This is a genomic window from Pseudomonas sp. LP_7_YM (genome assembly GCF_004364435.1).
In the GTDB taxonomy this organism is placed as follows: Bacteria; Pseudomonadota; Gammaproteobacteria; order Pseudomonadales; family Pseudomonadaceae; genus Aquipseudomonas.
In genome coordinates, this window is the sequence record NZ_SOCT01000011.1 from 1 (window position 1) to 15,352 (window position 15,352).

Sequence of the window (15,352 nt, forward strand, 5' to 3'; positions counted from 1 at the left end):
TGTCCAGAGCGCTCACGATAAGCTCTCCAAGGCTGGAATGACATCTGAAGTGTAGCCGAGACTAACGAAAAGCTATTTTGCGAACAGCACACTAGAGGTAGTTGATATCACCACGCAGCAAAAGAAAGTTGCTCAAGAGGCAGTACAAGGCATATTGGATGCCCTTCAGGAGAGCTACGACAAGAATGAAGGCGATGACTACGTTCAAGAAGGGTTCAAGACGCTGATCGACGGCATCAAGTCTACAGTCGAGGAGCAAAGCAAGCGCAACAGCCGAGGCTTCAAGTTGGCGAGCATGAAAGCTGGCTCGATGGAGGTTCAGGAACTCTCTTACCAATCGAAGCAAAGCGACCCTGGATTTGGTCATGTGAAGTCGACTAAAAGTTATCGTCTGAGTGCCGAGGGCAAAAAAATCGTTGATTCTGAGGTCGATACATCCTTCGACTACAGCGTTGACAGCAAAAACAAACGCAAAATCACCCTCAAGACTACCGTCAAAACTGCTAACACCGCTGAGCTAGTGTCCAGCCAGACGCGGGAAGGCTTTTTCCAACGGCTGGTTGAAAGCACTGATACTCAGGGCCTGCAAAAAATATTCAGCTATCAGAAATGGCTACAAGTATCGGAAACCATAAAGCAAGGTGGAAAGACGCTGTCCACCATTACCAAATCGCACACCCTGATCCCCGAGACTCGTCAGCATCAGTTTGAAATCTCTTTTGAAGAATCGGGTATGGGCGACCGAGTGATCGTAGATGAGTATGGCCGGGACGTGCAGAACCTGATCAGGCGCGACGCAAGTGGGGAGTGGCTGTGCGCGAGCGAATACCAGCATGACGGCGCCGGACGGGTCGTCAGTCTGGTTAAGTATGGCTTCACAGACGCCGACAAACAGCTGCCTCTCACTACAGTGAACTACGACGAGCAAGGTCACATAAACTGCGTGCTTGAGCGTGACTACACGGCATCGAGTGACAAGCACAGCACCCTCACCACGACCTGGGTCTGGGATACGCGGGCTAATACGTGTACTAAAACTGTTGTGCTGGCGGATGCCAAGGATGTCGTAATAGACCGCAAAGTGGAGGTGCTCAAGGTTGACACGGACGGCACCACGATTACCCAGGGATCATTCAGCAAACAGGCCCGCTATGACGTTAAAAGTCGCACCGTGGAGCTGATCGAGCGCGGCGCAGGTGGAGCCGATGGCACGCTCAAAACCAAAGGGGTATATAACGAAGGAGGTCGACTAGTCTCAGTGGATCGGTTTTCTGTGAAGGGAGAGAAGGAAAAGTCACTCGCCAACGACGCCTTCGTTTATGACGCAAATCACAGACTTGTCAGCCAAACGGATAGTTTGGGAAGTACAACCCGTTACGAATACGACCAGTACGATCGTTTATTGAGTCAGGACAAGAATGGCGTCGTAATTCGCAACAGTTACCCCGACGGTAAGGTGGTGCCCATCGCCAGCGAAGCAACCGTTGAGGGCGGCCCCGGCAACGATTCGGCCATTGTCCTAGGCACACAGGTTGTCGATGCTCTGTCCCGGCTCAGCGAACGCGCTGCCAATAGTCATACCGAAACCTACCTGTACAAAGGGGGGTCACGGCTTCCTGAGCGAGAAGCCAGACAAGGGCCGGAAGTGCTCAGTGGTTACGTATCCATGTGGGACCAGGCAACACACACTTACACCGAGACTTGCCCTGTTCGCGATACGTTGGACGGCAGTGACACCAATACGCTTTCGACATCGACCCTCCTGAGCTTCAGAGGGCAGGTGCTGAAGCTGACTGACATAGCGGGTCAGGTCACAACCTACACCTACGATGCGTATGACAGGCTAATTAACACTATCAGCGCAGTATGCCGTAACGTGTTCAGTTATGCAGATAACGGTCGACTGGCGACAGAAACCATCCAGGATCTGACAGGTAAGCGCAGCCTTACCGTGACTTACGTGTATGACCTACTGGGCAGGGAGACATCTCGCACGTTCAGCGGCCAAGGCATGGCCACCCATACTCTGGAGCGCGAGTTGACAGTGGATGGCCGTTTGGCCTGCAGTACGCTCAAAGTCAATGGTAAGCAGGATTCCAGCGACCACTACACTTATGACGCGAACAAGCGTTTGATTGGCTGGACGTGCACGAATAAGGGTCATGTCATCGTGAAGGGTGATGTTCCCCTTATTGGGCAGTCCTTCACCTATGACCTCTTGGGACACGTCACGCAAACACAGCTGGAATATGAGAAGACAAACGGCTATACCGCTAAACCGAGGTATGATCAAGAGTTCGTTGCCGGCAAGCCGGGCCTGCTTAGTAAGCACGGCGGCGATACTATCAGCAGCGACTCTGAAGGACGCCTTACCTCAAAAGATGTGAGTTACTACGATAACGGCAAAGTAAGGACCAGCCGATGGGCCGGCACCCGGTTCTTCAGAGACTCCATGCTGGCTTATGGGTACGATGACCTTGGCCGTATACGCGGGCAATTTCCAATAAGCGGAAATAACATCGAGCATGGCTATCAGTTCCACTATCGTCTAGGGAATATCTATGCAAGAACGGAGAAGTATCGACATCTAATTCTTCTCAATGAAAGTCGTGGATGTTATTTGCAACAAAACCGTACTAAAAATGGGGAAAGTGTGGAATCGGTCTCCACGAGCTTTGAACTTCGTGACGCTGCCGGAACGGTATTCGCGACAATTGACGAAAAAGGGGGAATCGAATATCACAGCTATACCCCATATGGCTCCAGGATATTTGATGAAAAGTCGGCACACTGGCTTGGTTTTAAGGGTGAGCCACAGCTCTGGGATGGCCAGTACTACCTGGGCAGCAACCGGCTTTACGACCCTAAGCTGATGAGCTTTCGCACCCCGGACCCATTGAGTCCCTTCGGGCCCGGTGGCCCTGCAGCTTATGCATTCTGCGAGGGCGACCCGGTCAATTACCACGACCCCAGCGGCTACAGCCGTGAATCAACGTTCAGTTATGTACAGTCCGGCCCGGTCATGAATACCAAGGAGTTTCGGATTGCGATGGCTGTTGCAGGCGTCGCCTTAGCACCGCTAACCGGCGGGGGCTCGTTGACTATTGTGATGACAACCGGCTGGGCGGTGTTGGGAGCCGGCTTGGAAATCGCCTCTATCGTACTGGAGGAAAGTGATCCCGAACTTGCTTCGACGCTCGGCGTTTTAGGATTCGCGGCAGGCTTAGGCGGTATGGCAGCAGAAATCGTAGCTACAGCACGCATGCCTGAAAGAGGCGTGCGCGGATTTGGAAAGCTCAAAACCGGCAGATACCTAGACGGGAATGCATTGCGTATAAACGAGACGAGAACCATGAAGTTTGAAGGAGGATCCGGAGATATTCGATATCAGGCCGCGATGAATGCTTACATGCAGCCTCGAATGGGTCCCAGCGGCAACACAATATGGATGACGCCCCTAACGACAAATTCCGAAGTAACTGAAAAAACATTACTGAGAATTTTTAAGGGTACCGCCCCCGGTGTCAGGCCGCGAATCAACATTTTTTCAGGAACTCATGGCAGCCCCTACGGAGTCCGGATGTACAAGCGCTTAGAAGTCGACGGTCGCTTCATAGACAACCCATTTGAGGGCCTGCGAATGGAGATGCCTGAGTTTTATGCAGCGGACGAACAAATTGCGAGCCTATATAGGGATAAGGCCGACATCACTGTTTTTAATGTAGGCCAATACGCTCCGGAGGCAGGATTAGAACCGCGCCCGATGATGCGTAGTGAAATGTGGCGATCAATGGGCGAGGCTGATCACTCTATCATGGCGTTCTGTCACAGCTCCGTAGACCAAGACGTTCTGGGGGGCGTTGGGCCCATCGCAGATTACTACCAGCTGAAACCACTCCATCCTGATACATATTCAAATCTTGCTCCCTCTTTACCAGCGCAGGTCGCCGTAGTGCCGGATTTCCTGGCTGGAAAATTGGGGGAATTTTACAGGCCGGCCAGACATATTCCCTCACCCCATGCCGTCGGACTACCAGAGCTATGGGGACCGTCAAAAATTCCATATGAGTCTCCTTGGACAGAAACACTCAAGCTTTTCTGATCGGATTAAACCCGCTGGCGGCAAGCATCGCCAGCGGTTTCCTGATTTCCCTTTTCTTCCAGTCTATAGGCTGATGTGGCAGGCAGGTAAGCGCGCCAGAGCTAAATGACACGGAACCCTCGTATGACCTGAACCCGGCTGCGCCACCAGCAAAAACGTCACCGCATCGCCAACAACCCCGACAAATCCGACTGAACAAGCACTTGCGACTCGGACGTGTGTACCGCAGAAGGGACAGCCCCGGCTCCTACAGGTTTTTGCACTGATCACACATCTGCGTCAATGCCGCGCGGGCATCACTCGTTGATGTTTTCTTCCTTGAACTGATCTTTCACGTAGGTGATTTCGGTCTTGCCATGCGGGGCGGGCAAGCCATCTTCGCCCAAGTTCACAAAGACCATTTTCTCGACCGTCAGAATGCTTTTGCGGGTGATTTTGTTGCGTACCTGGCAGGTCAGGGTGATGGACGTGCGGCCAAACTCGGTGGCGGTGATGCCCAGCTCGATGATGTCGCCCTGACGCGAAGCGCTAACGAAGTTGATCTCGGAGATGTACTTGGTCACCACCCGCTGATTACCCAGTTGCACGATGGCGTAGATCGCTGCCTCTTCGTCGATCCAGCGCAGCAGACTGCCACCGAACAGCGTGCCGTTAGGGTTGAGGTCTTCGGGTTTTACCCATTTGCGAGTGTGGAAATTCATGGTGTGCTCCAGTCATCTGCCTTTTGATGCCGAGCATAGTGCCAGCCCGCGGCATCTACCTCCATTGAACATCGACTATGGTCTTGATTAGTCGTCCGTCATTTATCTGAAACGACCTATTGGGCTATTTCTCCGGGGCCGTTATAATCGCCACCGCTTCAAAAAACGGTCATTACCGCTTGAGACCGTTTCCCGCCACCTGTCCGAGGGGCGCTGCAGCAGGTCAGACCTGTCAGGCTCGGAGAGGGCGTTGTTTGGTCCGGCTGTCAGCCGATCAAGCCTTAAACGCACAACGGCGCCCATTCGCACACTACGAATGGAGACTCTTATGAGCGCTGTACTGACGCCCAATGATTTCAACGACTACAAGGTTGCCGACATGTCCCTGGCTGCCTGGGGCCGTCGCGAGACCATCATCGCTGAATCCGAAATGCCTGCCCTGATGGGCCTGCGTCGCAAATACGCCGGTGAGCAACCGCTCAAGGGCGCGAAGATTCTCGGCTGCATCCACATGACCATCCAGACTGCCGTGCTGATCGAAACCCTGGTTGCCCTGGGTGCCGAAGTACGCTGGTCGTCCTGCAACATCTTCTCGACTCAGGATCAGGCCGCTGCCGCCATCGCCGCTGCCGGTATCCCTGTTTTCGCCTGGAAAGGCGAGACCGAACAAGAGTACGAGTGGTGCATCGAGCAGACCATCCTCAAGGACGGTCAGCCTTGGGACGCCAACATGATCCTCGACGACGGCGGCGACCTGACCGAGATCCTGCACAAGAAATACCCGGCCATGCTGGAAAAAATGCACGGCGTGACCGAAGAAACCACCACGGGCGTTCACCGTCTGCTGGACATGCTGGCCAAGGGCGAGCTGAAAATCCCTGCGATCAACGTCAACGACTCGGTTACCAAGAGCAAGAACGACAACAAGTACGGCTGCCGTCATAGCCTGAACGATGCGATCAAGCGCGGTACCGACCACCTGCTGTCCGGCAAGCAAGCCCTGGTCATCGGTTACGGTGATGTGGGCAAGGGCTCGTCTCAGTCGCTGCGTCAGGAAGGCATGATCGTCAAGGTTTCCGAAGTCGACCCGATCTGCGCCATGCAAGCCTGCATGGACGGTTTCGAGCTGGTTTCGCCGTTCATCAACGGTGAAAACGACGGCACCGAAGCCAGCATCGACAAAGCACTGCTGGGCAGGATCGACCTGATCGTGACCACCACCGGTAACGTCAACGTCTGCGATGCGAACATGCTCAAGGCGCTGAAAAAACGCGCAGTAGTCTGCAACATCGGTCACTTCGACAACGAAATCGACACGGCTTTCATGCGCAAGAACTGGGCATGGGAAGAAGTGAAGCCACAGGTGCACAAGATCCACCGCACCGGTCCTGGCCAGTTCGACGCGCAGAACGACGACTACCTGATCCTGCTGGCCGAAGGCCGTCTGGTGAACCTGGGCAACGCCACCGGTCACCCAAGCCGCATCATGGACGGTTCGTTCGCCAACCAGGTGCTGGCCCAGATCTTCCTGTTCGAGCAGAAATACGCCGATCTGAGCCCCGCTCAGAAAGCCGAGCGTCTGACCGTCGAAGTGCTGCCCAAGAAGCTGGACGAAGAAGTGGCGCTGGAAATGGTCCGTGGCTTCGGCGGCGTCGTGACCAAACTGACCAAGACCCAGGCCGACTATATCGGCGTGACCGTCGAAGGCCCGTTCAAGCCGCACGCTTACCGCTACTAACAGCAGTTTGAGCGGCAAGCTACACGCTGCAAGTGAAAGCGACACGTGTCGCTTCACTTGCCGCGCCAGAGCTTGCACATCATCATCTTCACGCACTAGCAGCACCAAACCTCAAGTCTCAAGCGACAGACTCAGGCGTACCGCCCTCTTGTCGCTTGAAGCTTGTAGCTTGCAGCTGGAGGTCCCCTCCGATGTCCCAAGACCGTCGCTACAGCTTCGAATTCTTCCCCACGAAGACCGACGCTGGTCATGAAAAATTGCTTGCCACCGCTCGCACGCTGGCTGGCTACAACCCTGACTTTTTCTCCTGCACCTACGGTGCCGGTGGTTCCACGCGTGACCGCACGATCAACACCGTGCTGCAGCTGGAACAGGAAGTGAACATTCCCGCTGCCCCGCACCTTTCCTGTGTCGGTGACAGCAAGGCCGATCTGCGCACGCTGCTGAGCCAATACAAGGAAGCCGGCATCAGCCGTATCGTCGCGCTGCGCGGCGACCTGCCCTCCGGTATGGGCATGGCCAGCGGCGAACTGCGTTATGCCAACGATCTGGTGAGCTTCATCCGTGAAGAAACCGGCAGCCACTTTCACCTCGAAGTGGCCGCCTACCCGGAAATGCACCCGCAGGCCCGTAATTTCGAAGACGATCTGCAGAACTTCGTGCGCAAAGCCAACGCTGGCGCCAACAGTGCTATCACCCAGTATTTTTTCAACGCAGACAGCTATTTTCACTTCGTTGAGCGCGTCCAGAAGATGGGTGTCAGCATTCCGATCGTGCCGGGCATCATGCCGATCACCAATTACAGCAAGCTGGCGCGTTTTTCCGATGCGTGCGGTGCGGAAATCCCGCGCTGGATTCGCAAGCAGCTGGAAGCCTACGGCGACGATTCAGCGAGCATCCAGGCGTTTGGGGAGCAGGTCATCACAGAGATGTGTGACCGCTTGTTACAAGGCGGAGCCCCCGGTCTGCACTTCTACACGCTGAATCAGGCCGAACCGAGCCTGGCCATCTGGAATAACCTGCAACTGCCCCGCTAAGCGGTCGGAATTCGCTCGGGATGATCCGGTCACACTAAGGCAACGTTTCTCCAGCAAGGTTCGTCATGGCGAACCTTGCTGAAGCCTTAATCGTGACGGACATCCAGTTGACTTCATTCAGACAGATCCTTTCGCGCCCCCAACTGGTTTATCTGGTTTTCGGCACCGATACCTACCATCAGGAAGCGGTTTTCAGCATCGCCAGCGCTCTTGCGCAAGCGGGGGATGCCGACGCCCGTGCATTCGACATCCAGGTGTTCAGCGACAACCCGCAGCCCTATCGACAATTGCCCGTGCGTGTCCACGCTCTGGATGTCCAGATGCGTCGCGACTGGAGCGGCCCGCATCATTACCATTTCCGCTGCAAACACGTGCTGGCGCGCAAGGTGCTGGAGACCTCGGAAAAAGCAGTCCTGATCGACACCGACACGTTCTTTCTGGACAGCCCGATGAGGCTGTTCGAAAAGGTTCGTCCCGACACCTTGCTGTGCAATGCTTTCCAACTGCGCTACGACGAGTGTCGAGAGACCGTGCTCTATACCGCCCTGGCCGAAACACTGACCGAACGCGGGCTGGCAGATGACCAGATGATGCTGGTCAATTCGGGGGTTATCGGGCTGACCCGCAACAACACGGCGACGCTGGATACATCCATTGAGCTGATGGACGAGTTCTTCCCTATCACTCCGGGCGCCGTCACCCTGGAGGAGTTCTGTCTGGGGGTGGCCGCTTACCGCTCGCTGCGCATCGATCAGTGCACCGAGGTGATTCACCACTATTGGAGTCGTAAGGAGTTGTTCCGCGCCAAGGTTCGCGCCTGGCTGAGCAAACACCAGCACAACCCGATCAGCATCAAGGCTCTGGAGGACACGGGCAAGGTGTCGGCCCAGGTTCCCCGGCCCGCTACCTGGCAGCGACTGATGTATAAAAGCGCGACGCTGGCCGTGCCCAAGCCTCAGCGCCAGTTCGTGCGCGAGGTGCTCTACGGTTGCTGCGAACATGCCAATGAGTTCGACCAGGCCTGTTCGTCAGTGTGGTGGGAGAAAGCCTTCAATAATGCAGAGAAGCGCATGAAAAAACCGATCGCGCCTGCGCAACTGCATCAATGGCTGGAACACTGGGCTGTGCGCACGCTGCTCGGGCGCAGACGTTCTGCCGTGTACCAGCATCTGGTCAAGGCCCGGCCCCGAGGCTTGGCCGCCAGCTAAACCATCAGACGTTCGCATGGTCGCCGTTCCCGCCTCTTCTCTTTGCCGGGCGAGCGTCGTAATCTCGCCTCATGCCCCTGATCTTCCGCCTTCTGTTCGCCCCTCTCCTTGCCTGCCTGAGCTTCAACGCTGTGGGCGAGAAGCTGCGCCTTGTCACAGAGCCGTGGATGCCCTACGCGATGATGGAAAACGGTAAGCCGTCCGGTCTGGACTACGACACCACGACCATCGTGTTTCAACGTATGGGGGTCGAGGTGCAGTGGCAGTTCCTGCCGTGGAAACGCTGCTTGCGCATGCTCCAGCAGGGTGAAGCCGACGGGGTGCTGGATGTCTTCAAGGCCAGGGAACGTGACAGCCTGCTGGAGTATCCGAGCGAGCCGATGTCCGACGTCAACTGGGTGCTGTTTCAGGCAGATGACCGACCCCACCATTTCGAAACCCTTGAAGATCTCAAGGGGCTGATCATTGGTGTCTCACCGGGTTACTTGTACACACCGCAATTCGACAGCTCGACCTCGTTCATTCGTGAACCTGCGCCGAGCCATCAGGCGAACTTCGGCAAACTGGTGCGCGGACGCATCGATCTGTTGATCACGGACCGGCGACTGGGTCAAAAGACGCTCGATCAGCTCAAGCTGCGGGGGCAGATCAGCCAGTTGTCCAATGTGCTGACCACACGCGAGCAGTTTCTCGCGCTACGGCGTAACGCAGGGATGGATGCGTTGCTGCAACGCTTCAATGACGAACTGAAGCGGTTCAAGCGCGAGCCGGCTTATGCGCAACTGGTCACGCACTATACCGGCGAGACGCCAGTGATACCGCCGACTGTGTCAACCGCGCACCGGGCAATCGGCGTCGGCAAAACCGTTGAGCAGCATGAAAGCAGCGCGTTGTGATAGCTCTGTTATACTCGGGCGTTCCCGCCAGGCTTACGCCCGGACGCTCGGTCTCACAGAAGACTTCTCGATCACGTCAACAGCGCACTTTCTTTCACGCGCTCATGCCACGAGTTGAACTTACAGACCTCGGGATCGCGCCATTCGATGACCAATTCGCGCCGAGCAGATCATTCCTATTCGGGCCCTAATTGCCCCAACTCAAGACAGGATTACTCATGTCCTTTGCTTCCCTCGGTCTCTCCGAGGCTTTAGTCAGCGCCATCGAGGCTGCTGGCTATACCCAGCCTACTCCGGTGCAACAGCGGGCCATTCCCGCCGTGTTGCAAGGCCGCGATCTGATGGTCGCCGCTCAGACAGGTACAGGTAAAACCGGCGGTTTCGCGCTTCCGATTCTGGAGCGCCTGTTCCCCGCCGGTCACCCGGACAAATCCCAGCGTCACGGCCCGCGCCAACCCCGCGTACTGGTCCTGACCCCTACCCGTGAACTCGCAGCCCAGGTTCACGACAGCTTCAAGATCTACGCCAAAAACCTCAAGTTCGTCAGCGCCTGCATCTTCGGCGGTGTCGGCACGAACCCACAGGTTCAGGCCATGGCCCGCGGCGTCGATGTACTGGTCGCCTGCCCAGGTCGCCTGCTGGACCTGGCCGGTCAAGGCAGTGTCGACCTGTCTCATGTGGAAATCCTCGTCCTCGACGAAGCTGACCGCATGCTCGACATGGGCTTCGTTCACGACGTGAAGAAAGTCCTCGCCCGCCTGCCTTCCAAGCGCCAAAACCTGCTGTTCTCGGCCACGTTTTCGTCGGACATCACCGCTCTGGCCGGCAAGCTGCTGCACAACCCGGAACGCATCGAAGTCACGCCGCCCAACACCACGGTCGAGCGCATCGAGCAGCGCGTGTTCCGCCTGCCTGCCAACCACAAGCGCTCGTTGCTGGCGCACCTGATCACTCAGGGCGCGTGGGAGCAGATACTGGTATTCACCCGCACCAAGCACGGCGCCAATCGTCTGGCCGAGTACCTGGACAAGCACGGCCTGAGCGCTGTGGCCATTCACGGTAACAAGAGCCAGAACGCCCGTACCAAAGCGCTGGCCGACTTCAAGGCTGGCACTGTTCGCATCATGGTCGCCACCGACATCGCCGCGCGGGGCCTGGACATCGACCAACTGCCGCACGTGGTCAACTTCGAGCTGCCGAACGTCGATGAAGACTATGTACACCGCATCGGCCGTACCGGTCGTGCGGGACGTTCCGGTGAAGCTATTTCGCTGGTCGCACCGGACGAAGAGAAACTGCTCAAGAGCATCGAGCGCATGACCAAACAGAAGATCGCCGACGGTGATCTGATGGGCTTCGACATCAACGCCGTCGAGGCCGAGAAGCCGGAAGTCCGCGAACGCCCTGACGTGCGCAACCCGCGCAACGCCCGTGGCCCGCGTGGCGACGGTCCCAATGGCGGCGGTGGTGGTGGCGGTCGCAAGGACAAAGGCAAAGACAAGGGCAAGGAAAAACCGGCTGCCGCGGCGGCGGGCGAACGTCCAGCACGTCCGGCTCGCCAGCAGAAGCCTCGTCAGGGCACGCCATCGGCCGAAGCACGTCCATCGCAACCGGCTGCACAGCGTTCAGACCGCGCCCCGGACGAGTTCCTCGATGACGAAGTGGATAACTTCGGTAACCGCGCCGACTACGTCAGCCCCTATCAAGGCAAGAACCAGCAAGGGCGCAACCGTCGTCCTGGCGCTCCGGCCACAGGCTCGGCTCCGGCCCCTCGTGGTCAGGCACCAGGCCGCAGCGGCCCGCGCAACGGTTCGACTGACGGAGCAAGCACCGGCGCCGGCGCGCCGGCCAAGCGTAGCGGTCCACGTACAGGCTCAGGCCGTGAGGGTCAGCCTCATCGCGACGAGCAGCCGCGTAATCGCCGCCCGGCGCGTGATGATCAGCCTGCACGTCAAGAGCCGGCCGTTCGTGGCCCTCGCGATGGGCAGCCAGCACCGAAGATCATGCACAAGGAGTCGAAGAGCGATCGTTTCCCCTCGGCCGACCTGCTCGACGAGTTGCCGAATCGCCCACGTGGTGAAAAGCCAGCCCTGCTGACCCGTAATCGCGAGGGTTAAGCCAAGCTGAAACAACAACGCCCCGACTGGTTCGGGGCGTTGTTGTTTGTGGCTCTGCAAGCGCGCTCCAACCCGGAATATGGAGCTCTTCACGAAAAACGCCGACCCTGAGGTCGGCGTTGTTCATTGCAACAACCCGTCTTACTTGGCTTTGACGCCTTCGAAGGTGATGTCCAGGGTCATGGTGTCGGACTGTGGACCCAGGTCCATCATCTTGCCGAAATCAGAACGCTTGATCGTGGTGGTGCCTTCAAAACCTGCACGGTAGCCGCCCCACGGATCCTTGCCCTCACCCAGGAAGGTGGTTGCGACGGTCACAGGCTTGGTCACGCCGTGCAACGTCAGGTCGCCGATGACATCAGCGGTGGTCTTGCCGTCGGCGTTCTTGCCGACGTTGGTGACCTTGGTGGACACGAACTTGGCGTCAGGATAGGTCGCGACGTCCAGGAAGTCCTTGCTGCTGATGTGCTTGTCGCGCTCGGCATGGTTGGTGAAAACACTGGCGGTCTTCACGTCGATCTTGATCTTGCTGTCTTCAGGCTTGGCGGCATCGAAGCTGAACGTACCGCTCCAGTCCTTGAACGTGCCGTAGATGAAGCTGTAGCCCAGGTGGCTGATCTTGAAGTTGATGAAGGCGTGCTGGCCTTCCTTGTCGATGGTGTAGTCAGCAGCCATAGCCTGGCCAGCCGAGAGCAGTGCAGTACCGAGAGCCAATACAGCAAGCGTCTTTTTCAACATGTGTTGTGTTCCTTTTGAGTTGAGAGTGAGCATCAGGCCTTGCGACCCAGCATCCGAATCAGCGTCGCATCACGGTCGATGAAGTGATGCTTCAAAGCGGCCAGTCCGTGGAGTACCGCAAAAATCACCAAGGTCCAGGCCAGGTACAAGTGCACTTGACCTGCAACGTCTGCCTGGTCAGGCAGTCCGCTGATCAAAGCAGGGACTTCGAACAGTCCAAACACCGATATTCCGACGCCATCGGCGGTGGAAATCAGGTAACCGGCGAACATCACCAGAAACAAGTCCAAGTAGAGAAACGCATGCCCCAGTCTGGCAGCAACCCGTATAAACCGGGTGTGGTTGACCGGCGCCGGCGGCGGCGGGCTGACACAGCGCCAGACCACGCGAATCAGCATGAAAAGAAACAGCACGATGCCGATGCTCTTGTGCAGATCAGGGCCAGCCTTGCGCCAGCTGTCGTAGTAACCCAGGCCGACCATCCACAAACCCAGCGCAAACATGCCGAACACAGTCAGCGCGACGCCCCAATGCAAAACGATGCTGACCCAGCCATATCGAGAAGAAGAGTTGCGTAACTGCATGTGTGAGTCCCTATAAATTCCGAGAGAAAGACTAGCCGTTTACCTATCGAAAGAAAGCGCAAATTTTCGCTGTGAAATATCAGGAAATACGATTGAAATTTCCTCTTATATTTTTCCCCTCAGAGGGTTAACACAACGTTATGCGGGGCGTGGGTCTCACGGTTCACCGCGCAAGCGTATTCATTCGCGATGCAGCGGTACAGCGGTACAGCCGATAAAGATCTGTCGGATTACCGACCCGTCGCGAATAAATTCACTCCCACAGGTATAAAAACGCCCCAGAGCCGGCGCTTGTTCATCAGACGAAAAAAAGGCGCGGTATTAACCGCGCCTTCTAATTTCAGCCATTGAGCATCAGTTTTTGCTGTCGGTGGCCGGGGTCGCTGCGTTGTCGCTTGTGGCCTTGGCCGGGGCTTTCTTCGCCGCTTCGGCCTTGGTTGGGGCCTTGTGCGTCGCAGCCGGCTTGGCTGGCGCCTTCTTCACAGGCGCTTTCTTGGTAGGCTCTTTCTTCGCCGGTGCCTTTTTCGCAGGCTCGACCGCTGGCTTGGCCGGCTCGACCACCGGGGCAGGTGGCGGCATAACCGGCGCTGGGACCGGTGCAGGAGCAGGCTCCGGTGCTTTTTCGGCAGGCTTGGGTTCCGGCTTGGAGCCGCCGAACAGGTTCGAGAAGAAGCCGCCGATGCCGCCGCCGCTTGCTTTCGCAGGCTCAGGCGCTTTGGCGGGTGCGGCCTTCACAGGCTCGAAGGATTTGCCCGCCGCCAGGTCCTGCACCTGGCTGGCAGCACGCTGCCCCGTGCGCAATGCACCTTCCAGCGTGCCAGGGTAAAGACTGTCGGTATGCTCACCGGCAAAAGCTACGCGCTGCAGCGGTTTTTCCCACAAACGCCAGTACTTGCTGATTTGCCCCGGACCGAAGGCCAGGTAGGCACCACCGGTCGAAGGGTCGACGCTTGAGCGACGGATCTCGTAGCCGGTGAAGGCACCACGCGCCTGAGGATAGAACGCGTGCAGACGAATCAGCACCTGGTCGACCATCTGCTTGTCGGCGAAGGACTGCATGATCCGCGCATTGTCGCCCGACAGGTTGATGACCGCGTTGGCGCCGCCCTTCAAGGCCGGTTCGATCCACAGCATGCCGAGGCCAGTGTTGCTATAGATTTCACCGGACATGCGCGCTTTGCTGTCCCAGACCGGCGTCTTGAACTTGAGCATGATCTGGTCATGCCAGCCGTAGTTGGTGCTCTTGATTGCGCCCTGATGCTGAGCGTCCAGCGCCGGGGTCAGTTGGATCTTGCCCAGCGCGCGCAGTGGCACGGCGAGGACCACATAATCGGCCTGATAACCCAAAGCGCCAACTTTGACGGTCACGCCGTCCTTGTCCTGGCTGATGGCCGATACCGGCGAATTGGTCTTGATCACTTTCAGTTGTTTGACAAACTCCTCGGCCAGCACGACGCTGCCACCCGGCAGGCGCGCGGCGCGACGGTCACGTTCGTCAATATCGCGATTAACGCGTGCCTGCTGTGCCAGATACAGCAACGACAGCCGCGAAGGCTCGTCATAGCGAGTGCGAATCTGCTGGTTGATCAACTGCCGCGCGGTCGGCGGCAAGGCCAGGCGGTCCAGCCAGTTGGCGACGTTGATCTGGTCAAGGGCGAACAGCGTGCTGTTGGCGGCCGGGTTTTCCGGGTCCGTGATCGACCGGGCGATGTCATCGATGGCCGCCTCGTAGCGCTTGATCGCTTCAGCGGTTGCGGGTTGCCTGGTCGCCAGATCCGCAGCAGAGAAATACTCACCTTCGATCAGGTAGCCCGGGGTACGCACGTATTCAGGCGCAGGGATGGATTTGAGCTTGAAGCGATCCAGATACTGATTGAGCACCGGTTGCGCCTTGGCATTGCCGATCCACTCGCCGCCGGCAAGCCCGGAACGTCCGCCGACATTCGGTTTGGCTTCCAGCAAGGTGACTTGCCAGCCCTTGTTTTGCAGCTCGTAAGCCGCCGTCAGACCCGCAAGGCCGCCGCCGACGACGATCGCCGTATGCGGCTTATCCACGGCAAGCGCCGAAGCGCTCACCAGCCCAACCATCACCAACGCACAGGCGCGCAGCCAACCAGAAAGCATTCAGCGAACTCCGGAATAAAAGAGGGAATTGTCGGATTTTGTTGCCCGATTCTTCGAAGAGCGCGCAGGATACGCCAGCGGTGATACGCCCGCCAGCAATGTCCGTC

General features: G+C 57.5%; 10 protein-coding genes and 1 riboswitch. Of the genes, 6 read left to right on the forward strand and 4 right to left on the reverse strand.

Annotation, left to right across the window (positions count from 1 at the left end; genetic code table 11):
• Positions 1-154: 154 nt before the first annotated feature.
• Positions 155-4,102, forward strand: a complete 3,948-nt coding sequence (locus EC915_RS20165; protein ID WP_133752276.1) for an RHS repeat domain-containing protein — start codon at positions 155-157, stop codon at positions 4,100-4,102.
• 296 nt (positions 4,103-4,398) lie between these two features.
• Here the strand turns inward: EC915_RS20165 and EC915_RS20170 are convergent, their stop codons facing one another.
• Positions 4,399-4,803 carry an acyl-CoA thioesterase gene (locus EC915_RS20170; protein ID WP_133752277.1) on the reverse strand — a complete coding sequence of 135 codons (405 nt, stop codon included), beginning with the start codon at positions 4,801-4,803 and terminating at the stop codon, positions 4,399-4,401.
• A 199-nt stretch (positions 4,804-5,002) separates the two neighbouring features.
• Positions 5,003-5,111, forward strand: a riboswitch (S-adenosyl-L-homocysteine riboswitch).
• Between the two features lie 20 nt (positions 5,112-5,131).
• On the opposite strand from EC915_RS20170, the gene ahcY reads away from it, so the two are divergent.
• The 5 genes from ahcY to EC915_RS20195 all read left to right on the forward strand — a co-directional run bounded on the left by ahcY (position 5,132) and on the right by EC915_RS20195 (position 11,799).
• Positions 5,132-6,541, forward strand: coding sequence for an adenosylhomocysteinase (ahcY, locus tag EC915_RS20175; protein WP_133752278.1), 1,410 nt, complete (start codon positions 5,132-5,134; stop codon positions 6,539-6,541).
• Between the two features lie 191 nt (positions 6,542-6,732).
• Positions 6,733-7,578, forward strand: coding sequence for a methylenetetrahydrofolate reductase [NAD(P)H] (metF, locus tag EC915_RS20180; protein ID WP_133752279.1), 846 nt, complete (start codon positions 6,733-6,735; stop codon positions 7,576-7,578).
• 65 nt (positions 7,579-7,643) lie between these two features.
• Entirely contained in the window at positions 7,644-8,786 is a 1,143-nt protein-coding gene (locus tag EC915_RS20185) for a hypothetical protein (RefSeq protein ID WP_256658794.1), read from the forward strand.
• A 71-nt stretch (positions 8,787-8,857) separates the two neighbouring features.
• Positions 8,858-9,682 carry an ABC transporter substrate-binding protein gene (locus tag EC915_RS20190; protein ID WP_133752280.1) on the forward strand — a complete coding sequence of 275 codons (825 nt, stop codon included), beginning with the start codon at positions 8,858-8,860 and terminating at the stop codon, positions 9,680-9,682.
• A 218-nt stretch (positions 9,683-9,900) separates the two neighbouring features.
• Positions 9,901-11,799 carry a DEAD/DEAH box helicase gene (locus tag EC915_RS20195; RefSeq protein WP_133752281.1) on the forward strand — a complete coding sequence of 633 codons (1,899 nt, stop codon included), beginning with the start codon at positions 9,901-9,903 and terminating at the stop codon, positions 11,797-11,799.
• Between the two features lie 141 nt (positions 11,800-11,940).
• Here EC915_RS20195 and EC915_RS20200 read toward each other — a convergent pair whose 3' ends face one another.
• The 3 genes from EC915_RS20200 to EC915_RS20210 form a co-directional block, all read right to left on the reverse strand.
• The gene (locus EC915_RS20200) at positions 11,941-12,537 is read right to left on the reverse strand and encodes a YceI family protein (protein ID WP_133752282.1); all 597 of its coding nucleotides are present in this window, start codon (positions 12,535-12,537) and stop codon (positions 11,941-11,943) included.
• A 32-nt stretch (positions 12,538-12,569) separates the two neighbouring features.
• The gene (locus EC915_RS20205) at positions 12,570-13,121 is read right to left on the reverse strand and encodes a cytochrome b (RefSeq protein WP_133752283.1); all 552 of its coding nucleotides are present in this window, start codon (positions 13,119-13,121) and stop codon (positions 12,570-12,572) included.
• A gap of 354 nt (positions 13,122-13,475) precedes the next feature.
• Positions 13,476-15,245 (reverse strand): FAD-dependent oxidoreductase, encoded by a 1,770-nt coding sequence (locus EC915_RS20210; RefSeq protein WP_133752284.1) that lies wholly within the window; start codon positions 15,243-15,245, stop codon positions 13,476-13,478.
• Positions 15,246-15,352: the final 107 nt, after the last annotated feature.

Bases quoted from the DNA above. Each gene is read 5' to 3' on its own strand.
- metF (WP_133752279.1), top strand. From the start codon at position 6,733: ATGTCCCAAGACCGTCGCTACAGCTTCGAATTCTTCCCCACGAAGACC.
- EC915_RS20205 (WP_133752283.1), bottom strand. From the start codon at position 13,121: ATGCAGTTACGCAACTCTTCTTCTCGATATGGCTGGGTCAGCATCGTT.
- EC915_RS20200 (WP_133752282.1), bottom strand. From the start codon at position 12,537: ATGTTGAAAAAGACGCTTGCTGTATTGGCTCTCGGTACTGCACTGCTC.
- EC915_RS20170 (WP_133752277.1), bottom strand. From the start codon at position 4,803: ATGAATTTCCACACTCGCAAATGGGTAAAACCCGAAGACCTCAACCCT.
- EC915_RS20195 (WP_133752281.1), top strand. From the start codon at position 9,901: ATGTCCTTTGCTTCCCTCGGTCTCTCCGAGGCTTTAGTCAGCGCCATC.
- EC915_RS20190 (WP_133752280.1), top strand. From the start codon at position 8,858: ATGCCCCTGATCTTCCGCCTTCTGTTCGCCCCTCTCCTTGCCTGCCTG.
- ahcY (WP_133752278.1), top strand. From the start codon at position 5,132: ATGAGCGCTGTACTGACGCCCAATGATTTCAACGACTACAAGGTTGCC.
- EC915_RS20210 (WP_133752284.1), bottom strand. From the start codon at position 15,245: ATGCTTTCTGGTTGGCTGCGCGCCTGTGCGTTGGTGATGGTTGGGCTG.
- EC915_RS20185 (WP_256658794.1), top strand. From the start codon at position 7,644: ATGGCGAACCTTGCTGAAGCCTTAATCGTGACGGACATCCAGTTGACT.